Origin of the sequence: Cryobacterium sp., assembly GCF_025463825.1 — a bacterium.
Taxonomy (GTDB): domain Bacteria; phylum Actinomycetota; class Actinomycetes; order Actinomycetales; family Microbacteriaceae; genus Cryobacterium.
This window is the reverse complement of sequence record NZ_JAODBG010000043.1, coordinates 1-15319: the sequence shown is the minus strand read 5'-3', so window position 1 is coordinate 15319 and position 15319 is coordinate 1. Positions and strand designations below refer to the sequence as shown.

19 protein-coding genes are annotated in these 15319 nt (G+C 69.0%); 15 read left to right on the top strand and 4 right to left on the bottom strand.

Translation table 11 applies throughout. The annotated features are described in order from the left end of the window. On the top strand, nt 1-922 hold a 922-nt coding region (locus tag JWP54_RS05270; RefSeq protein WP_297368321.1), incomplete at its 5' end, for a dihydrolipoamide acetyltransferase family protein. 122 nt (nt 923-1044) lie between these two features. Here the strand turns inward: JWP54_RS05270 and JWP54_RS05265 are convergent. From JWP54_RS05265 to JWP54_RS05255, 3 genes are read right to left on the bottom strand one after another with little or no spacing between them, the layout of a single operon-like run. After that, a complete protein-coding gene (locus JWP54_RS05265) occupies nt 1045-1833 on the bottom strand; it encodes a putative protein N(5)-glutamine methyltransferase (RefSeq protein ID WP_297368318.1) in 789 nt (262 codons plus the stop codon). Between the two features lie 5 nt (nt 1834-1838). Next, the gene (locus JWP54_RS05260; RefSeq protein ID WP_297368327.1) at nt 1839-2417 is read right to left on the bottom strand and encodes a tyrosine-protein phosphatase; all 579 of its coding nucleotides are present in this window, start codon (nt 2415-2417) and stop codon (nt 1839-1841) included. Then, entirely contained in the window at nt 2330-3157 is an 828-nt protein-coding gene (locus tag JWP54_RS05255; RefSeq protein ID WP_297368315.1) for a GNAT family protein, read from the bottom strand. The genes JWP54_RS05260 and JWP54_RS05255 overlap by 88 nt, the downstream gene beginning before the upstream one ends. A 114-nt stretch (nt 3158-3271) precedes the next feature. Here JWP54_RS05255 and JWP54_RS17675 point away from each other — a divergent pair, with 114 nt between their 5' ends. From JWP54_RS17675 to JWP54_RS05200, 12 genes are all read left to right on the top strand, one after another. Beyond that, nucleotides 3272-3631: an AAA family ATPase gene (locus JWP54_RS17675; protein ID WP_367274186.1), complete on the top strand. Its 360-nt coding sequence runs from the start codon at nt 3272-3274 to the stop codon at nt 3629-3631. A gap of 102 nt (nt 3632-3733) precedes the next feature. Further along, entirely contained in the window at nt 3734-3991 is a 258-nt protein-coding gene (locus JWP54_RS17670) for a hypothetical protein (protein WP_367274185.1), read from the top strand. A gap of 66 nt (nt 3992-4057) precedes the next feature. Continuing rightward, nucleotides 4058-5101, top strand: a complete 1044-nt coding sequence (locus tag JWP54_RS05245; protein WP_297368312.1) for a metal ABC transporter substrate-binding protein — start codon at nt 4058-4060, stop codon at nt 5099-5101. A gap of 7 nt (nt 5102-5108) precedes the next feature. Then, a complete protein-coding gene (locus tag JWP54_RS05240; RefSeq protein ID WP_297368309.1) occupies nt 5109-5900 on the top strand; it encodes a metal ABC transporter ATP-binding protein in 792 nt (263 codons plus the stop codon). Then, nucleotides 5900-6808, top strand: coding sequence for a metal ABC transporter permease (locus JWP54_RS05235; protein ID WP_297368307.1), 909 nt, complete (start codon nt 5900-5902; stop codon nt 6806-6808). Before JWP54_RS05240 ends, JWP54_RS05235 begins: the two co-directional genes overlap by 1 nt. Next, complete coding sequence (locus JWP54_RS05230; protein ID WP_297368304.1) at nt 6808-7644, top strand: metal ABC transporter permease; 837 nt, start codon at nt 6808-6810, stop codon at nt 7642-7644. Before JWP54_RS05235 ends, JWP54_RS05230 begins: the two co-directional genes overlap by 1 nt. Further along, the gene (locus JWP54_RS05225; RefSeq protein WP_297368324.1) at nt 7638-8048 is read left to right on the top strand and encodes a Fur family transcriptional regulator; all 411 of its coding nucleotides are present in this window, start codon (nt 7638-7640) and stop codon (nt 8046-8048) included. The genes JWP54_RS05230 and JWP54_RS05225 overlap by 7 nt, the downstream gene beginning before the upstream one ends. A 176-nt stretch (nt 8049-8224) precedes the next feature. Then, nucleotides 8225-8461, top strand: coding sequence for a 50S ribosomal protein L28 (rpmB, locus tag JWP54_RS05220; RefSeq protein ID WP_066598603.1), 237 nt, complete (start codon nt 8225-8227; stop codon nt 8459-8461). Then, entirely contained in the window at nt 8461-8628 is a 168-nt protein-coding gene (gene rpmG, locus JWP54_RS05215) for a 50S ribosomal protein L33 (RefSeq protein ID WP_066598602.1), read from the top strand. The genes rpmB and rpmG overlap by 1 nt, the downstream gene beginning before the upstream one ends. A 2-nt stretch (nt 8629-8630) precedes the next feature. Further along, a complete protein-coding gene (gene rpsN / locus JWP54_RS05210) occupies nt 8631-8936 on the top strand; it encodes a 30S ribosomal protein S14 (protein WP_297368298.1) in 306 nt (101 codons plus the stop codon). Nucleotides 8937-9249: 313 nt separating this feature from the next. Further along, a complete protein-coding gene (locus JWP54_RS05205; protein ID WP_066598601.1) occupies nt 9250-9537 on the top strand; it encodes an HU family DNA-binding protein in 288 nt (95 codons plus the stop codon). Between the two features lie 126 nt (nt 9538-9663). Continuing rightward, nucleotides 9664-11643: a cytochrome c oxidase assembly protein gene (locus tag JWP54_RS05200; protein WP_297368268.1), complete on the top strand. Its 1980-nt coding sequence runs from the start codon at nt 9664-9666 to the stop codon at nt 11641-11643. A gap of 17 nt (nt 11644-11660) precedes the next feature. On the opposite strand, the gene JWP54_RS05195 is transcribed toward JWP54_RS05200, so the two are convergent. Further along, nucleotides 11661-12722, bottom strand: a complete 1062-nt coding sequence (locus tag JWP54_RS05195) for a hypothetical protein (protein ID WP_297368266.1) — start codon at nt 12720-12722, stop codon at nt 11661-11663. A 111-nt stretch (nt 12723-12833) separates the two neighbouring features. Here JWP54_RS05195 and JWP54_RS05190 point away from each other — a divergent pair, with 111 nt between their 5' ends. Continuing rightward, nucleotides 12834-13676: a Gmad2 immunoglobulin-like domain-containing protein gene (locus JWP54_RS05190; RefSeq protein ID WP_297368261.1), complete on the top strand. Its 843-nt coding sequence runs from the start codon at nt 12834-12836 to the stop codon at nt 13674-13676. Nucleotides 13677-13831: 155 nt separating this feature from the next. Further along, complete coding sequence (locus JWP54_RS05185; protein WP_297368258.1) at nt 13832-15145, top strand: ATP-dependent RecD-like DNA helicase; 1314 nt, start codon at nt 13832-13834, stop codon at nt 15143-15145. Nucleotides 15146-15319: the final 174 nt, after the last annotated feature.

The following is a 15319-nucleotide window of genomic DNA, read 5'->3' as shown; positions in this document are numbered from 1 at the left end:
GGCCGCTCCACCCGCCGCGGCCGCAAAGCCGGCCGCCAAGCCGCCGATCGCGCGGCCCGCCGGCCCGGTCATCACCAAGCCGCCGATCCGCAAGCTCGCCAAAGACCTCGGCGTCGATCTCGGCCAGGTGGAGGCCACCGGCCGGTTCGGCGACGTCACCCGCGAAGACGTGCTGCGGGAGGCCACCCAGGCCAGGGTGTTCCGCAACATCCAGACGCCGGAGTGGCCGACCGACCGTGAGGAGCACGTCCCGGTCAAGGGAGTGCGCAAGGTCATCGCGCAGACCATGGTCAAGAGCGCCTTCACCGCCCCGCATGTGAGCCTGTTCGTCGACGTGGACGCCACCCGCACGATGGAATTCGTCAAGCGGCTCAAGGTCTCCACCGACTTCGCCGGCGTCAAGGTCTCCCCGCTGCTGATCATGGCGAAGGCCATGATCTGGGCGGTGCGGCGCAACCCCACGGTCAACTCGGTCTTCACCGAGGAGGAGATCGTCATCAAGCACTACGTGAACCTCGGCATCGCCGCGGCCACTCCGCGTGGCCTGATCGTGCCCAACATCAAGGAAGCCCAGGACATGAGCCTGCTCGAGCTGGCCGGCGCCCTCGAGAAACTCACCATCACCGCCCGCGACGGCAAGACCAGCCCCGCGGAGATGGCCAACGGCACCATCACGATCACCAACATCGGCGTCTTCGGCATGGACACCGGCACGCCGATCCTCAACGCCGGTGAGGCCGGCATCGTGGCCCTGGGCACCATCAAGCAGAAGCCGTGGGTCGTCGACGGTGAGGTGCGCCCGCGCTTCGTCACCACCATCGGCGCCAGCTTCGATCATCGCGTGGTCGACGGTGATGTCGCCAGCCGATTCCTGGCCGACGTTGCGAGCATCATCGAGGAACCGGCGCTGCTCCTCGAGTAGCGAGCCCGTCGCGGCGGAGCCCACCGCGGCGCTCGCTGCACCCCTCTGGCCCGCCGCGCCCGCTATAGGCGACGCGGCGAGCCACACGGGTGCAGGGAAGCCGAGCTCTGCCCTGCCGGCGGTCAGGCGGGGCTTGTGCCGATCACCACGGTCGCGTCGAGCGCGCGCGAGTGCGCCACCCGCGGGGTGAGGCCGTGTCCGGCGAAGATTGCCGCGGTCTGCGGGGCCTGGCCGGCGCTGGTCTCCACCAGTAGGTGGCCGCCGGGCACCAGCCACTCCGGGGCGGCCCGAACAACCCGGCGCTGTACCTCGAGGCCCTCGGCACCGCCGTCCAGGGCGACCCTGGCCTCGTGCACCCGGGCCTCCGGCGGCATCCGCGCGATGGCATCCGTCGGCACGTACGGTGCGTTGGCCACGATCACATCGACCCGCCCGAGCAGACTCCGGGGTAACGGCGAGAACAGGTCACCGGTGAATACCTGCCCGCCGCGGTCTTCGAGGTTCTCGCGGGCGCAGGCGGTCGCGGCGGGGTCGATGTCCACCGCGTAGACCTGGAGGGAGTTTTCGGACGCCAGCAGCGCCGCGCCGACCGCGCCGGAGCCGCAGCACACGTCGAGCACCACCGAGCCCGGCGCGGCGAGACGGGCGGCCCGCCGCACCAGCAGCTCGGTGGGGCGGCGCGGAACGAAGACCCCCGGCCGTACGGTGATGCGCAGGCCGCAGAAATCCGCCCAGCCGAGCAGTTGCTCGAGGGGCAATCCGGCGACGCGTCGGGTGAGGAGATCGGCCAGCTCGGCCGGGGTGGTGGTGGTGGTGGCGGCCACCAGCAGCCTGGCCTCGTCTTCGGCGAACACGCAGCCGGCCGCGCGCAGGCGCTCGACCACCTCGGGCGGGGTCAGCGGCAGCGGCATCGGGGTCAGTCCGTGAGGCTCTGGCGCCAGCTGCCCAGCGCCGCCAGGTCGGCATCCGTGAGTTCGGCCGCCGCGAGCACCGCTGACAGGTCCAAACCGGCCAGCGCCGAGCGGAACGCGCCCTCGGTGGTCGTACCGAGGCTGCGGCACAGGGCTTCGCTCGCCGCCTCCTCGTTGGCGCGGCCGGATGCGGCGGCGCGCTGGTCGCCACGGCGCACGGTCTCGAGGTAGTCCTCGACAATGGCCTCCGGGTCGGCATCGGCGATGGCGAGCAGCATCAGGGCGATCTGGCCGGTGCGGTCCCGGCCGGCCATGCAGTGGAACAGCACACCACCGGGCGGCGCGGAGGCCAGCGCCGCCAGCACCGCGCCCGTCCGCTCCGGCATCGCGGCCAGGTGCGGCAGGAAATACAACGCCGTGCCGACCAGGCCGTTGTTCCAGTAGTCGGCCCAGAACGCCGTGTTCTCCAGACCGTCCAGGTCGACGGCCACAGTCGTCAGCCAAGCGGGTCGCGGCTGGGTGTCGCGCGCGCGCTCGCCGGGCTGGCGCAGGTCGACGACGGTGCGGATGCCCGCCGCGTGCAGATGCTCACACCCCCGGGCGGTGGCCTGGTCAAGGTTTTCCGAACGAAAGGACACGCCTCGGGGAGGGTGGGGGCGCCACTTCGGCGCGGGATGCCGCCCAGGTCGCGTGCGTTCGCGAGCCCATCCACGGCTAGGACCCGTTCGGCCGCGCGAAGCGGCGGGGCATCCGTTCGGAGCCGGGCGTGGGTCTCCACGTCGAACCGCTCGGTGCCGTACTTCAGCTTCTGCCGCTCGACCCCCTCCGCCGAGAAGCCCGCCTTGGCCGCGACCCGGCAGGAACCCGGGTTATTGGTGCGGTGCCCGAGCTCCAGCCGGTACAGGCCCTGCTCGGTGAACGCCCAGTCGGCGATCGAGGCGAGGGCGAGCGTAGCCAGGCCCTGCCCCCGAACCTCGGCGGAGGTCCAGTAGTAGACCCAGCCGGTGCCGTGCCGGTGTTCCATACTGCCGATACCGACGTTGCCCACGGCGATGCCGTCGACGCTGATGGCGAAGTTCTGCCGCGAGACCGTGGCGGTGGCGAGGTTGTCGGTGATAAAGGTTTCGCACCGCGCGATGGTCGACAGTTCGATGGCGCCGAGCTGGGCGGCAAGGTCGCCGCTGACGGTGGAGGCGGCCTGCAGGCCGGCCGCGTCGTCGATCCGCCACGGCCGCAGCATCGCTTCCGGAGTGGGCGTGGGCGTGGGCGTGGGCACCGGCACCGGCGCGGGCGCGGTTCTGCCCTTCCCGGTTCGCACTCTCATTGCATCAGAGTAGACGGGAGACCGTCGCCGCCGTGAGTTGCCGCACAAGCCCCCTTTCGCGCCCGATGAAGGGGAAGTTCGGCGGATGTCGGTGGCGGCGGGGGAGGATGGGGCATGGCATTCGAGAGCACCCCCCTGCGCCGGGTCGAGGAAGACCCGCAGCATCCGCTCGAGCGCAGCACCTGGCCGGCCACCCTGTCGCCGGTGGCGCAGCTGCTCGACAGCGGTCTGGACCTCGGCGGTGCGACGGTGTTCGTGGGCGAGAACGGCGCCGGGAAATCCACGCTCGTCGAGGCCATCGCGCTGGCGTGGGGGCTGTCGCCGGAGGGCGGCTCCACGGGCGCGCGCAATTCGTGCCGGCCCTCGGAATCGCTCCTGCACGATCACCTGCGGCTGGTGCGGAGCGGCGGGAGCACCCGCCGCGGCTACTTCCTGCGCGCCGAGACCATGCACGGCTTCTTCACCTACCTGTAGCAGAACCCCGGCAGCAAGCCGGAGCCGGCGTTCCACGAGATCTCGCACGGCGAGTCGTTCCTCGAGCTGGCGATCGACCGGTTCCGCGGCCGAGGTCTGTGGGTGCTCGACGAGCCGGAGTGCGCGCTCTCCTTCTCCGGCTGCCTGGCGCTACTCGGCCACCTCAAGGCACTGCTCGCCGCGGGCGGTTCGCAGGTGATCATGTCGACCCACTCGCCGCTGCTCGCGGCGCTGCCCGGCGCGCAGATCCTCGATGTGGGCGAATGGGGACTGCGCGGGCGGGCCTGGCGGGACCTGGACCTGGTCACCAACTGGGCCAGCTTCCTCGATGCGCCGGAGCGGTACCTGCGCCATCTCTGAGGCACCGGGCCGACCCGGCGGCTAATGGTTTTGACAATCATTATCAATAGGCGTAGCGTTTCGACCGTGACCACCCCCAGACTCCTACTCCTTGTCCTGGCCGTTTCCGCCGCCCTCGTGCTGACGGGCTGCTCCGCGTCCGGCAGTGCCGCTTCCGTTGGCTCGGCGGACGACCTCAAGGTCGTGGCGACGACCACCCAGATCGCCGACCTCACCCGCAATGTCATCGGCGACACCGCCGGCGTCGAGGTCACCCAGCTGATCCAGGCCAACCAGAGCGCGCACAGTTACGACCCCTCCGTCGCCGACCTCACCGCGCTCGGCGCCGCCGACGTGCTCGTGATCAACGGTGTGGGCCTGGAGGAATGGCTTGACGATGCCATCGCGGCCTCGGGTTTCGACGGCGTCACCATCGACTCCGACGAGGGCATCGCGATCCAGGATGGCGAGGCCGGCCACGAGGCCCGCGCCGACGAAGAGTCGGGCCGCGAGGACGAGGCCACCGAGGATGCGACAGGCGAGGAGCATGACCACGATGGTGGCAACCCGCACATCTGGACCGCCGTGGCAAACGCCGAGACCATGACGGCTACCATCGCGGGTGGCCTCGCCGCGGCCAGCGCCACCCACGCCGCCGCCTTCGAGGCCAACGAGGCCGGCTACGCCGCCCAGCTCGCCGCCCTGGACGGCTGGATCCACGAGAACATCGACGCCGTGCCGGCCGCCCAGCGGTTGCTGGTGAGTAACCACGACGCCTTCGGGTACTTCACCGCCGCCTACGGCATCACCTACGTGGGCAGCGTCATCCCCAGCTTCGACGACAACGCCGAACCCAGCGCCGCCGAAATCGACGACCTCGTCGCCGCGATCAGCGCCACCGGCGTCAAGGCCGTTTTCTCCGAAGCGTCGATCAACCCCAAGGCCGCCGACACCATCGCCACCGAGGCGGGTGTCACGGTCTACTCCGGCGACGAAGCGCTCTACGGCGACTCCCTCGGCCCGGCCGGCAGCGACGGCGCCACGTACATCGCGTCCCAGCTGCACAATGTGAGCCTGATCCTTCAGTCCTGGGGCGTGACACCCAGCGCCGTGCCCGCCGACCTGCAATAGTTGACTAGTGAACGAGAACCCTTCTCAGCAGCGGATGCCCGCAGCGCCGGCCCTCCGCGTGTCCGGGGCCTCGTTCGCCTACGCCCAGACTCCCGCCCTCACCGGCATGGACTTCGAGCTCCGCGCCGGTGAGGCCGTTGCGCTCATCGGCCCGAACGGGTCGGGCAAGTCGACGCTGCTTAAGGGCATCCTGGGCCTGATCCATCTGACCTCCGGCACCGTGGAGGTGCTCGGCCAGGCCACTCCGCCGGCCGGCAGCATCGGCTATGTGCCGCAGACCGACGAGCTCGATCCGGAGTTCCCGGTAAGCCTCGAGCAGGTCGTCATGATGGGCCGCTACCGCGACCTCGGTTGGCTGCGCCTGCCCGGCAAGAAGGACCGCCAGGCGGTGGCCGCCGCCCTCGAGACGGTGGGTCTCCTACACCGGGCCAAGACCCGGTTCGGTGAGCTCTCCGGCGGCCAGCAACAGCGCGGCCTGCTCGCCCGCGCGGTGGCCGGCGGCCCTCGGCTACTGCTCCTGGACGAGCCCTTCAACGGCCTGGACCAGTCTAACCGCGAGGCCCTCGTCGGCACCGTCGAGCGGCTGAAAGCTGCCGGCGTCGCCGTGCTCGTCTCCACCCACGACCTCGAACTGGCTCGCGCCGTCTGCGAAAGCGTGCTGCTGCTCAACGGCAGCCAGGTGGCCTTCGGACCACGGGACGAGGTGCTCACCCTCGACAACGTGCAGCGCACCTTCCACGAGGTCGGCGTGGAACTCGACCAGCACACCCTCGTCGTTCCGGGCCACGAAGGCCACTGATGACCGACCTGCTCGGCCCGCTCTTCACCGCGTTTACGCTGCCGTTCATGGCCCGCGCGCTCGTGGTACTGATCGCGCTCAGCCTCGTCGCCGGCGTGGTGGGGGTGCTCGTCAATCTGCGCAGCCTCGAGTTCATCAGCGACGGCCTCACCCACTCGGTCTTCCCCGGCATCGCGATCGGTTTCGTCTGGGGCGGCCGGGACGGCCTCTTCGTCGGGGCCATGATCGCTGCGGTCCTGGCCGCCGTCGTCCTCACCGTGATCACCCGACGGGCCGTGTCGGGGGATGCGGCGATCGCGATCGTCTTCACCGCCATGTTCAGCGTCGGCATCCTGGTGGTCTCCCGGGAGACCGACTACGCGGGCCAGCTGGAGGGGTTGCTGTTCGGCCGGTTGCTCACCGTGACCGGCTCCGAGGTGACACAGACCCTGGTGATCTGCGCGATCGCCCTGCTGCTGGTCGGTGTCACGCTCAAGCAGCAGGTCTTCCGGGCGTTCGACCGCACCGCCGTCGCCGCTGTCGGTTACCGCCCGGTGCTGCTGGACCTGGTGCTCAACGTGGCGATCGCCCTCGTGGTGGTGGCGGCGTCCAGCGCCGTCGGCAACCTGCTCGTGCTGGCCGTGCTCATCGTGCCCGGCGCCGTCGCCCGGCTGATCAGCGTGCGGCTGTGGCTGCTGTTCCCGCTCGCGGCCGGATTCGCCGCCCTGTGCGCCTGGCTGGGGCTGGCCCTCGGCTTCGAAGCCTCCGTCGGCGCCGGCATCGACCTGCCCAGCGGCGCAACCGTGGTTCTGGTGCTCGTGGCCGGCTACCTGCTCGTCCTGCTCGGACGGCTGGCCGCGGACCGGATGCGCCGCCGGCCGCCGGCCGGGCCCGGCACCGCCAAGCACCCGGAATCGGTGACCCGCTGATGGGCTACTTCGAGAAGGCCCTGCTCGCCGCCGTCGTGATCGGCGCGCTGTCCGGCCTGGTCGGCACCCTGGTGCTGCTGCGCCGGCGCACCTTCTTCGCCCAGGCACTCACCCACGCCACCTTCCCCGGCGCCGTCGGCGCGGCGTTGCTGGGGATCAGCATCCCGTTGGGCGCCGCCTTCGCCGCCGCCGTGATCGTGGCGATCATGACCCTGCTCGGCCGGGTGCGGCGGCAGGGTAGTCAGGTGGCGTCCGGCATCATGCTCACGGCCGGCTTCGCGCTCGGCGTGCTGCTGCAGGCGCTCAACCCGTCCTTGCCGGTGCACGTGGAGTCGTACCTGGTCGGTTCGATCCTCACCGTCACCGACGGGGACGTGATCCTGGCCGCGGCCGCCCTGGTGGTGGCGGTGCTGGTGGCGGTGTTCCTGGGCAAGGAGATCCTGTTCTCCACCTTCGACCGCACCGGGTTCCGCGCCGCCGGCTACCGGGAATGGCCCATCGAACTGCTCACCCTCGTGCTGATCACCGTCACCGTGGTCACCGCGATGCCCGCCGTCGGCGCCATCCTGGCCATCGCCCTGATCGCCGCCCCCGCCGCCGCGGCCCGACTCCTGGTGCGGAGCGCCGGCCGGATTGCACTGCTGGCCCCGGTCCTCGGTGCCGGCGCCGGCGTCGTCGGGGTCCTGGCCTCCCGCGCCCTGGACGTGGCGGCCGGGCCGGCCATCGCCCTCACCGCGGCCGCCGTCTTCCTGCTCGCCCTCGGTGTGCGGGCGCTGCGCACCCGCACGGCGGGGGTTCACGCGTCCGCCCCGGCGGGGCTACGGTTGGAATCATGAAGCGAAACACCTGGCAGCGAGAGGCCGTGCGCACCGAGCTCAGCCGCGCCGAGGGGTTCGTCAGCGCCCAGGGTCTGCACTCCGCCCTGCACACCAGTGGCTCCCCGATCGGCCTGGCCACGGTGTACCGTGCGCTCGCCGACCTGGCCCTGGAGGGTGACGCCGATTCGCTGCAGTCGCCCGATGGCGAAAGCCTCTACCGGGCCTGCAGCACCACCGACCACCATCACCACCTGATCTGCCGCAACTGCGGCCTCACGGTGGAGATCGAGGTGGACGCCATCGAGCACTGGGCCACCGAGGTGGCGGCGGAGCATGGCTTCAGTCAGGCCGCCCACGTCGTGGACGTTTTCGGGCTCTGCGCGGCCTGCACCGCGCTTGCGTCGGCCCGCCCGACCCCGTAGGATCGGTAGCTGCTGCGCATATCTGTGCGTGCATTGCTCGTTCGTGTCTTTTCCCCTCTTCGAATCGGCCACCGAATCTTTCCAGTCGGCGGGCCGTTTCCGGGTGGAATCCCACGCGAACTGGCCGACAAGAGATCTTGGGAAGGGCATTCGCCCTTCGGTATTGGAGGAAAACCATGGCAGCTACTTGCCAGGTGACCGGAGCCGTTCCCGGCTTTGGACACAACATTTCACACTCGCACCGGCGCACCAAGCGCCGTTTCGACCCGAACGTGCAGACCAAGAAGTACTTCGTGCCGTCGCTTCGCCGCAACGTCACGCTGACCCTCTCGGCGAAGGGCATCAAGGTTATCGATGCTCGTGGCATCGAGTCGGTCGTCAAGGACCTGCTCGCACGTGGGGAGAAAATCTAATGGCTAAGGCACAGGACGTACGTCCGATCATCAAGCTGCGTTCGACGGCAGGAACCGGTTACACCTACGTGACCAAGAAGAACCGTCGCAACAACCCCGACCGTCTCGTACTCAAGAAGTACGACCCCGTAGTGCGCAAGCACGTTGACTTCCGTGAGGAGCGCTAAAAATGGCGAAGAAGAGCATGATTGCCAAGAACAACAAGCGCAAGGTTATCGTCGAGCGCTACGCCGCCAAGCGCCTTGAGCTCAAGAAGGCCCTGGTCAACCCGGCCGGCACCGACGAGTCCCGCGAAGAGGCTCGCAAGGGCCTCCAGAAGCTGCCCCGCAACGCATCGCCGGTTCGCCTGCGCAACCGCGACGCGGTTGACGGCCGTCCCCGTGGTCACCTCTCCAAGTTCGGCATCTCGCGCGTACGTTTCCGCGACATGGCGCACCGCGGCGAGCTGCCCGGCATCACCAAGTCCAGCTGGTAACACTCAGTTGCTGATCGTGTGAACGATCGCACCGCATCCACAGGGGATGCCGGCTTCGGCCGGCATCCCCTGTTGTGTGTCTGCACCGCACGGTCGTTCATCGGTCCCGTGCGGGGGCCGTTCAGTTCGCGCACAGCGAAAAGGCCCCCAATTCACCCTGCAAACCGGCCCGAAACGCCGTAAATCCGCGGATCTCTGCGGATCAATGCTAGATTCAACGCGGTCGAACCGACCAACGGAGGCGCTGTCTCAGCGTCGCCCGCTTCACGTGAATACCTGTTTTTTACAGACGAAGGTCCGAGGAGGACACTCAATGGCTGATAAGTCGCTGAACAAGACCGAGCTCGTTGCCAAGGTTGCTGCAGACTCTGGCCAGAGCCAGGCTGCTGTCGATGGCGTTCTGAACGCTTTCTTCGCAACCCTCGCAGACACCGTTGCCAACGACGGTAAGGTCACCATCCCGGGCTGGCTCGGCGTCGAGCGCACCGCGACCGCCGCTCGTACCGGCCGCAACCCGCAGACCGGCGAAGAGATCGCCATCGCTGCCGGCCACCGCGTCAAGCTGACCGCTGGTAGCAAGCTCAAGGCCGCCGCCAAGTAGGTTGCAGGTCTCGTAGTTCCGGTGGGCGTCGACTTCGGTCGGCGCCCACCACTCGTTAACGAGCTGGGTGGGGGCGTCGGCAGCCCCCCGTGCCTCCTTCGCCCTCCGCCTTGCGGTTAAGCTGGGATGGTGCCCCGTTACGTTCGTATCATCGGGCCGGCGGCCCTGCTGCTGGTCGCGATTGTGGCGACTCTCGCGGGCCTGGCCTACGGCGGCGGAGCCGACGCCCAGCTGCTCGCCGACCCGGGGGCCCTCGTGCGGTGGGGCCTCCCGGTCGCCAAGCTGCTCGTCAACCTGGGCGCCGCCGGCACCATCGGCGCACTGGTCCTCACCTGCTTCGCGCTGAGCCCGCAGGAACGAGAGTTCTCCACCGCGATCGACCTGGCCGCCGCCTCGGCCGCCTTCCTCACCATCGCATCGGCGATCACCGGCTTCCTCACCTTCCTGCAGGTGACCAACGCCACGGTCAGCTTCAACGACCAATTCAGCGCCACCGTCGGCCAGTTCTTCGGCCAGATCGAAATCGGCCAGGCCTGGCTCACCACCACCCTCATCGCCGCTGCCGTCACGGTGCTCTGCTTCGCGGTGCGCAACCAGACCGCCCTGGTGTTCGTCACCCTGCTGGCCCTCCTCGCCCTGCTGCCGATGGCCCAACAGGGCCACAGTGCCGGGGCCGAGGGCCACGACGCCGCCATCACCGCGCTGGGGCTGCACTTGGTGTTCGCCGCGGTGTGGCTCGGCGGACTGCTCACCATCATCCTGTTGCAGCAGCAGCTGGCGCCGACCCGCCTGCGCGAGATCGTGGGCCGCTACTCCACGCTCGCCCTGGTCAGCTTCGTCGTGGTCGCCGCCTCCGGATACGTCAGCGCCGAGCTGCGGGTGGGCAGTTGGGACAACCTGCTCACCGGCTACGGCATCCTGGTGCTGGCCAAGGTGGCGCTCCTCCTGGTGCTCGGCGGCTTCGGAGTGTTGCAGCGCCGCTACCTGATCGGCCGGATGCGCGCCGCAACGGGCGCCGGCGATCGCTGGTTCTGGTGGCTCGTCGTTGGCGAGATCGTCTTCATGGGCATCGCCTCAGGCGTCGCCGCCGCCCTGGCGCGCACGGCCACCCCGGTCGACCAGGTCGTGACGACAGCGATCCCCGCCGCTACGCCCGCCCAGATCCTCACCGGCGAAGTGCTGCCGCCGGAGCTCACCTTCGCCCGCTACTTCACCGAGTGGAACGTCGACCTCGCCTGGGTGCTGTTCTGCGCGTTCGGGATCTTCTTCTACCTCGCCGGCGTGGTGCGGCTGCGCCGCCGTGGCGACATCTGGCCGCTGCACCGCACCATCTTCTGGGTTCTCGGCCTGGTCATCCTGTTCTACATCACCAACGGCGGCGTGAACGTCTACGAGAAGTACCTCTTCTCCACCCACATGCTTGCCCACATGGCCCTGACGATGCTCGTCCCCGTGCTCCTGGTGCCCGGCGCTCCCGTCACCCTGGCCGCCCGCGCCATTCGGATGCGCCGCGACGGCAGCAGGGGCCCGCGGGAGTGGATCCTGCTCGCCGTGCACTCCAAGTTCGCCGACGTGATCTCCAACCCGATTGTGGCCGCGGTGCTCTTCGCCGGGTCGCTGTGGGTGTTCTACTACACCTCGATTTTCAGCTGGGCCACGACCGACCACATCGGCCACCAGTGGATGATCGTGCACTTCCTGATCACCGGCTACCTGTTCGTGCAGTCCCTGATCGGCATCGACCCGGTGCCGTACCGGCTGCCGCACACCTTCCGCCTGCTGCTGCTGCTGGGCACCATGGCGTTCCACGCGTTCTTCGGCCTGGCCCTGATGACCGGCACCGGGCTGCTCCTGGCGGACTGGTACGGCGCCATGGGCCGCAACTGGGGCGTGAGCGCCCTGGCCGACCAGCAGGCCGGCGGGGGTATCGCCTGGAGCGTCGGCGAGATCCCCACCATCGCCCTGGCCATCATCGTCGCCATCCAGTGGGGGCGCAGCGACGACAAGGAAACCAGGCGCAGGGACCGGAACGCCGATCGCACCGGCGACGCCGAGCTGACCGAGTACAACGAGCGCCTCGCCCGACTGGCCGCCCACGACCGGTAGGGACGCCCGGCGCCGCGTCAGCGCAGCTGGATGGCCAGGGAGCCGTCCGACTGGATCGTCACGCTGATCCCCACCTCGAACGGCACGTCCTCGTCGCGGGTGCTCAGGTCGCCGTCGTAGAGCGATTGAACCTTGACCACGATGTGCACCCGGCCGGGCGTGGCCGGCATGTCGAATGAGCTCTCCCCGCCGGTCAGCACGACCTCCGGATACTGCGAGATGGACCAGGCCGGCGCCGACTTGACCCGGTCATCGATTTCGATGCCGAACGGGCAGTTGGAGGGCTGCAACACCTCTTGCGTCGCGCAGGCGTCGAGGAACTCGTTGAGCTTGTCCTGCACCTGGCCCGTGAACGTGGCGTTCGGCGCCGCATCCACGGTGACCTCGGTGGCGCCGGAAGCGACGACGGGAACACTCTGCACCGGGGCGCTGAGCAGGGTGGAGTCGTGCGAGATGTCGTAGACCGCCGGAGCGAAGGCGAGGTACGCGCTCTGGTTCGAGAACGAGGCTGGCGCGTCCTCGGCGGCGCGTGCGCGGGTGTCGAGGGTGAGTTCGTTGACGGTGAAGTGGGCTTCGTGCAGCACCGTCACCTGCAGGACCGCCAGTGGGCTGGTTGCGAACGTCCAGGTGGCGAAGATACCGGCCACGGTTCCGGCGCGTTTCACACTGAACTCCATTGACGACTTCGCGCCGTCCAGCCGGAACTCGTAGACAACCGTGTGCGGGCTCTCCGGGTCATCGGCGGTGGTCGCTGTGTCGCTGACCAGCGCGATGTCGGTGATCGAGCTCAACACCGAGGAGCGCAGCAGCGTCGTCGGCAGGTCCGGGGGGAGCCCGGCGGCCTCCAGGGCGGCGTTGGTGGGCTCGGCGCCCGGCAGGTCCAGGGCGGTGTGGGTGTCGTGGGACGCGAGCGCCTCGAGATACTGGCGTACGAAGCCGCCGGCGCTGTAGACGTCCCGATTGAGCGACCCGATGGCCGCAGCGAGGGCTCCGCCGAGCAGGGCCAGGACCAGACACACGGCGATCACGGCACGGGCATAACGCCCCCGCCGCACCACATTCCCGCCCCCGTTGCTCACCTCCACATCCTAAGGTGCCCGCCTGTGGCGTTCGCGCTGACAGGGCCACGGGGGCGCCGGGGGAGGGCTCCGGAGCTAGAATCCCAGCATCAGCCAAGGAGGATGATCACCGTGAACACCACGCGACCGCATCGTCGGGCGCACCTCCTGGCGTTGCTCCTACTGGGGTCACTTGCCGCCTGCGCCCCCGGCTCCGCACCGTCAGCGTCACCCACTCCACCCCCGCCGGCGTCGCCCAGCACGACACCGGCCGAGCCGCCCGCTGAATCAGAGAGTCCCTCACCCACCGGCACCGGTGTATCCAGTACACCGACGCCGGCACCCACCGCCACCGCCGGAGCGGTCATCGTCATCGAGGAGCCGGGCGCCGATGCGAGGGTCACGACGCCCCTCACCGTGAGCGGCAGGGCCAACACGTTCGAGGCCGCGCTCACCGTTCAGCTGGTCACCCCGGTGGGGGACATCCTCTGCGTGCGCGAGGTCATGGCGACGTCCGGCTCCGGCACCGAGGGCTCCTGGCGAACCGTCCTGGGATTCTCTCCGCCGGAATACGACACCCCCGCCACCCTGAGAGCTTTCGAACGCAGCGCCCAGGCTGGCAGCCCGATCAATGTGGTCGAGCGCGAGGTCGTCATCACTCCGGACCGTCCGCCGATCTTCATCTACCAGCCCATCTGCAGCGACCGGGTGGCTCCCGGCGACCCGCTGTTCGTCAAGGGCCGGGCGCTCGTGTTCGAGGCCCAGCTGAGCCTTGACCTGCGCACCGCCTCGGGCGAGGTGGTGCTCACGCAGCAGGTAACGGCTGAAAGCGGCTCGGAGGAATCGAACTTTGACGCCACGCTGATGATCCCCACCGATCTGGCCGCGGGCTATTACGACCTGGTCGCCTACGACAACAGCGCCAAGGACGGCAGCGTCCACAACGAATTCCCGGTGCAGATCGAGGTCCGCTAGCCCTGCTGACCGTGCTCGACGGCGGTGTCGGTCAGTTATGCACCGGTCGGCCGCCGGGTGGGCCGCGGGGTGCCGGGCGGTTACAGTGGAAGAGTCCTCGGCCGGCTTCTGCCGCCCTGCCGATGCGCCCCACTACTTCCAGTGAAAGTTTCCCTGTGACTGCGATTCCCACCGAGATCCCGCTCTCGCGCGAGCAGGCCGAGGTGTTCGCCGCCATCGAGGGCACCAAGCAGAACGTGTTCGTCACCGGTCGAGCCGGCACCGGTAAGTCGACCCTGCTCAACCACCTCTCCTGGAACACCGAGAAGCAGATCGTCATTGCTGCCCCGACCGGAGTCGCGGCTTTGAACGTGGGCGGCCAGACGCTGCACTCGCTCTTCCGGTTGCCTATCGGCGTCATCGCCGACCACTCCATCGACCAGAACGACCAGCTGCGTAAGCTGCTGAACACCATCGACACGGTCGTGATCGACGAGGTCTCCATGGTCAACGCCGACCTCATGGACGCCATCGACCGCAGCCTGCGGCAGGCCCGGCAGCGCCCGCACGACACCTTCGGCGGGGTGCAGATCGTGCTCTTCGGCGACCCGTACCAGCTGGCTCCAGTGCCGGGCGACCCGGAGGAACGCGCCTACTTCGCCGACACCTACCGCTCGATGTGGTTCTTCGACGCGAAGGTGTGGCAGAGTGCCGAGCTCAAGATCTTCGAGCTCACCGAGATCCACCGTCAGCACGACGCGGGCTTCAAGACCATGTTGAACGCCGTGCGATACGGCCAGGTCACGCCGGAGATCGGCGGCGCGCTCAACGGCGCCGGCGCCCGGAAACCTCCCGAAGAGGGCGTCATCACGCTGGCCACCCGCAATGACGCGGTCAACCGCATCAACGCGGCGGCCCTCAAACGGCTCTCCGGCAAGCCCCTGTCGGCCAAGGCCGAGGTGACCGGGGACTTCGGTGGTCGTACCTACCCGGCCGACGAGGTGCTCGAACTCAAGGTCGGCGCCCAGGTGATGTTCCTGCGCAACGACAACCCCCTCGATGGCGGTCCGCGCTGGGTGAACGGCACCATCGGCACGGTCACCCGGGTGGATTCCACCGTCTACGTCGATATCGACGGCACGACCCACGAGGTCGAGCCGACGGTGTGGGAGAAATACAAGTACACCTACAACGCCGCGACCAAGAAGCTCAGCAAGGATGTGGTGGCCGAGTTCACCCAGTTCCCGCTCCGCCTGGCCTGGGCGGTCACCATCCACAAGTCGCAGGGCGCCACCTATGAGCGGGCGATCGTGGACCTGGGCGCCCGGGTCTTCAGCCCCGGCCAGACCTACGTGGCCCTCAGTCGGCTGACCAGCCTGAACGGCCTCTACCTCACCCGCCCACTGCGCCCCAGCGACATCATCGTCGACGAGAACGTTTTGCGCTTCATGGAGGGCCTGCGGGTGACCCCTCCCCTCGAGTCCGCCTAGCGTCCCGACGCCGTTCCGTCGCCATCCCAGGCGGCCGAGTCAGGGCTGGTCGTGCTGGTGGTCGTGCTGCTCAAAGGCGGCGGGGCTTTTGCTGTGCAGCTGGATGAGCTTTTGGCCGGGGTCCGCGGACGCGGGTGGCCTGAGCCAGTAGGCGCCGGAGTGTTCGAAGATCTG

Bases quoted from the DNA above. Each gene is read 5' to 3' on its own strand.
- JWP54_RS05265 (WP_297368318.1), bottom strand. From the start codon at position 1,833: ATGCCGCTGCCGCTGACCCCGCCCGAGGTGGTCGAGCGCCTGCGCGCG.
- JWP54_RS05255 (WP_297368315.1), bottom strand. From the start codon at position 3,157: ATGAGAGTGCGAACCGGGAAGGGCAGAACCGCGCCCGCGCCGGTGCCG.
- JWP54_RS17675 (WP_367274186.1), top strand. From the start codon at position 3,272: ATGGCATTCGAGAGCACCCCCCTGCGCCGGGTCGAGGAAGACCCGCAG.
- JWP54_RS05235 (WP_297368307.1), top strand. From the start codon at position 5,900: ATGACCGACCTGCTCGGCCCGCTCTTCACCGCGTTTACGCTGCCGTTC.
- JWP54_RS05230 (WP_297368304.1), top strand. From the start codon at position 6,808: ATGGGCTACTTCGAGAAGGCCCTGCTCGCCGCCGTCGTGATCGGCGCG.
- rpmB (WP_066598603.1), top strand. From the start codon at position 8,225: ATGGCAGCTACTTGCCAGGTGACCGGAGCCGTTCCCGGCTTTGGACAC.
- rpmG (WP_066598602.1), top strand. From the start codon at position 8,461: ATGGCTAAGGCACAGGACGTACGTCCGATCATCAAGCTGCGTTCGACG.
- rpsN (WP_297368298.1), top strand. From the start codon at position 8,631: ATGGCGAAGAAGAGCATGATTGCCAAGAACAACAAGCGCAAGGTTATC.
- JWP54_RS05205 (WP_066598601.1), top strand. From the start codon at position 9,250: ATGGCTGATAAGTCGCTGAACAAGACCGAGCTCGTTGCCAAGGTTGCT.
- JWP54_RS05200 (WP_297368268.1), top strand. From the start codon at position 9,664: ATGGTGCCCCGTTACGTTCGTATCATCGGGCCGGCGGCCCTGCTGCTG.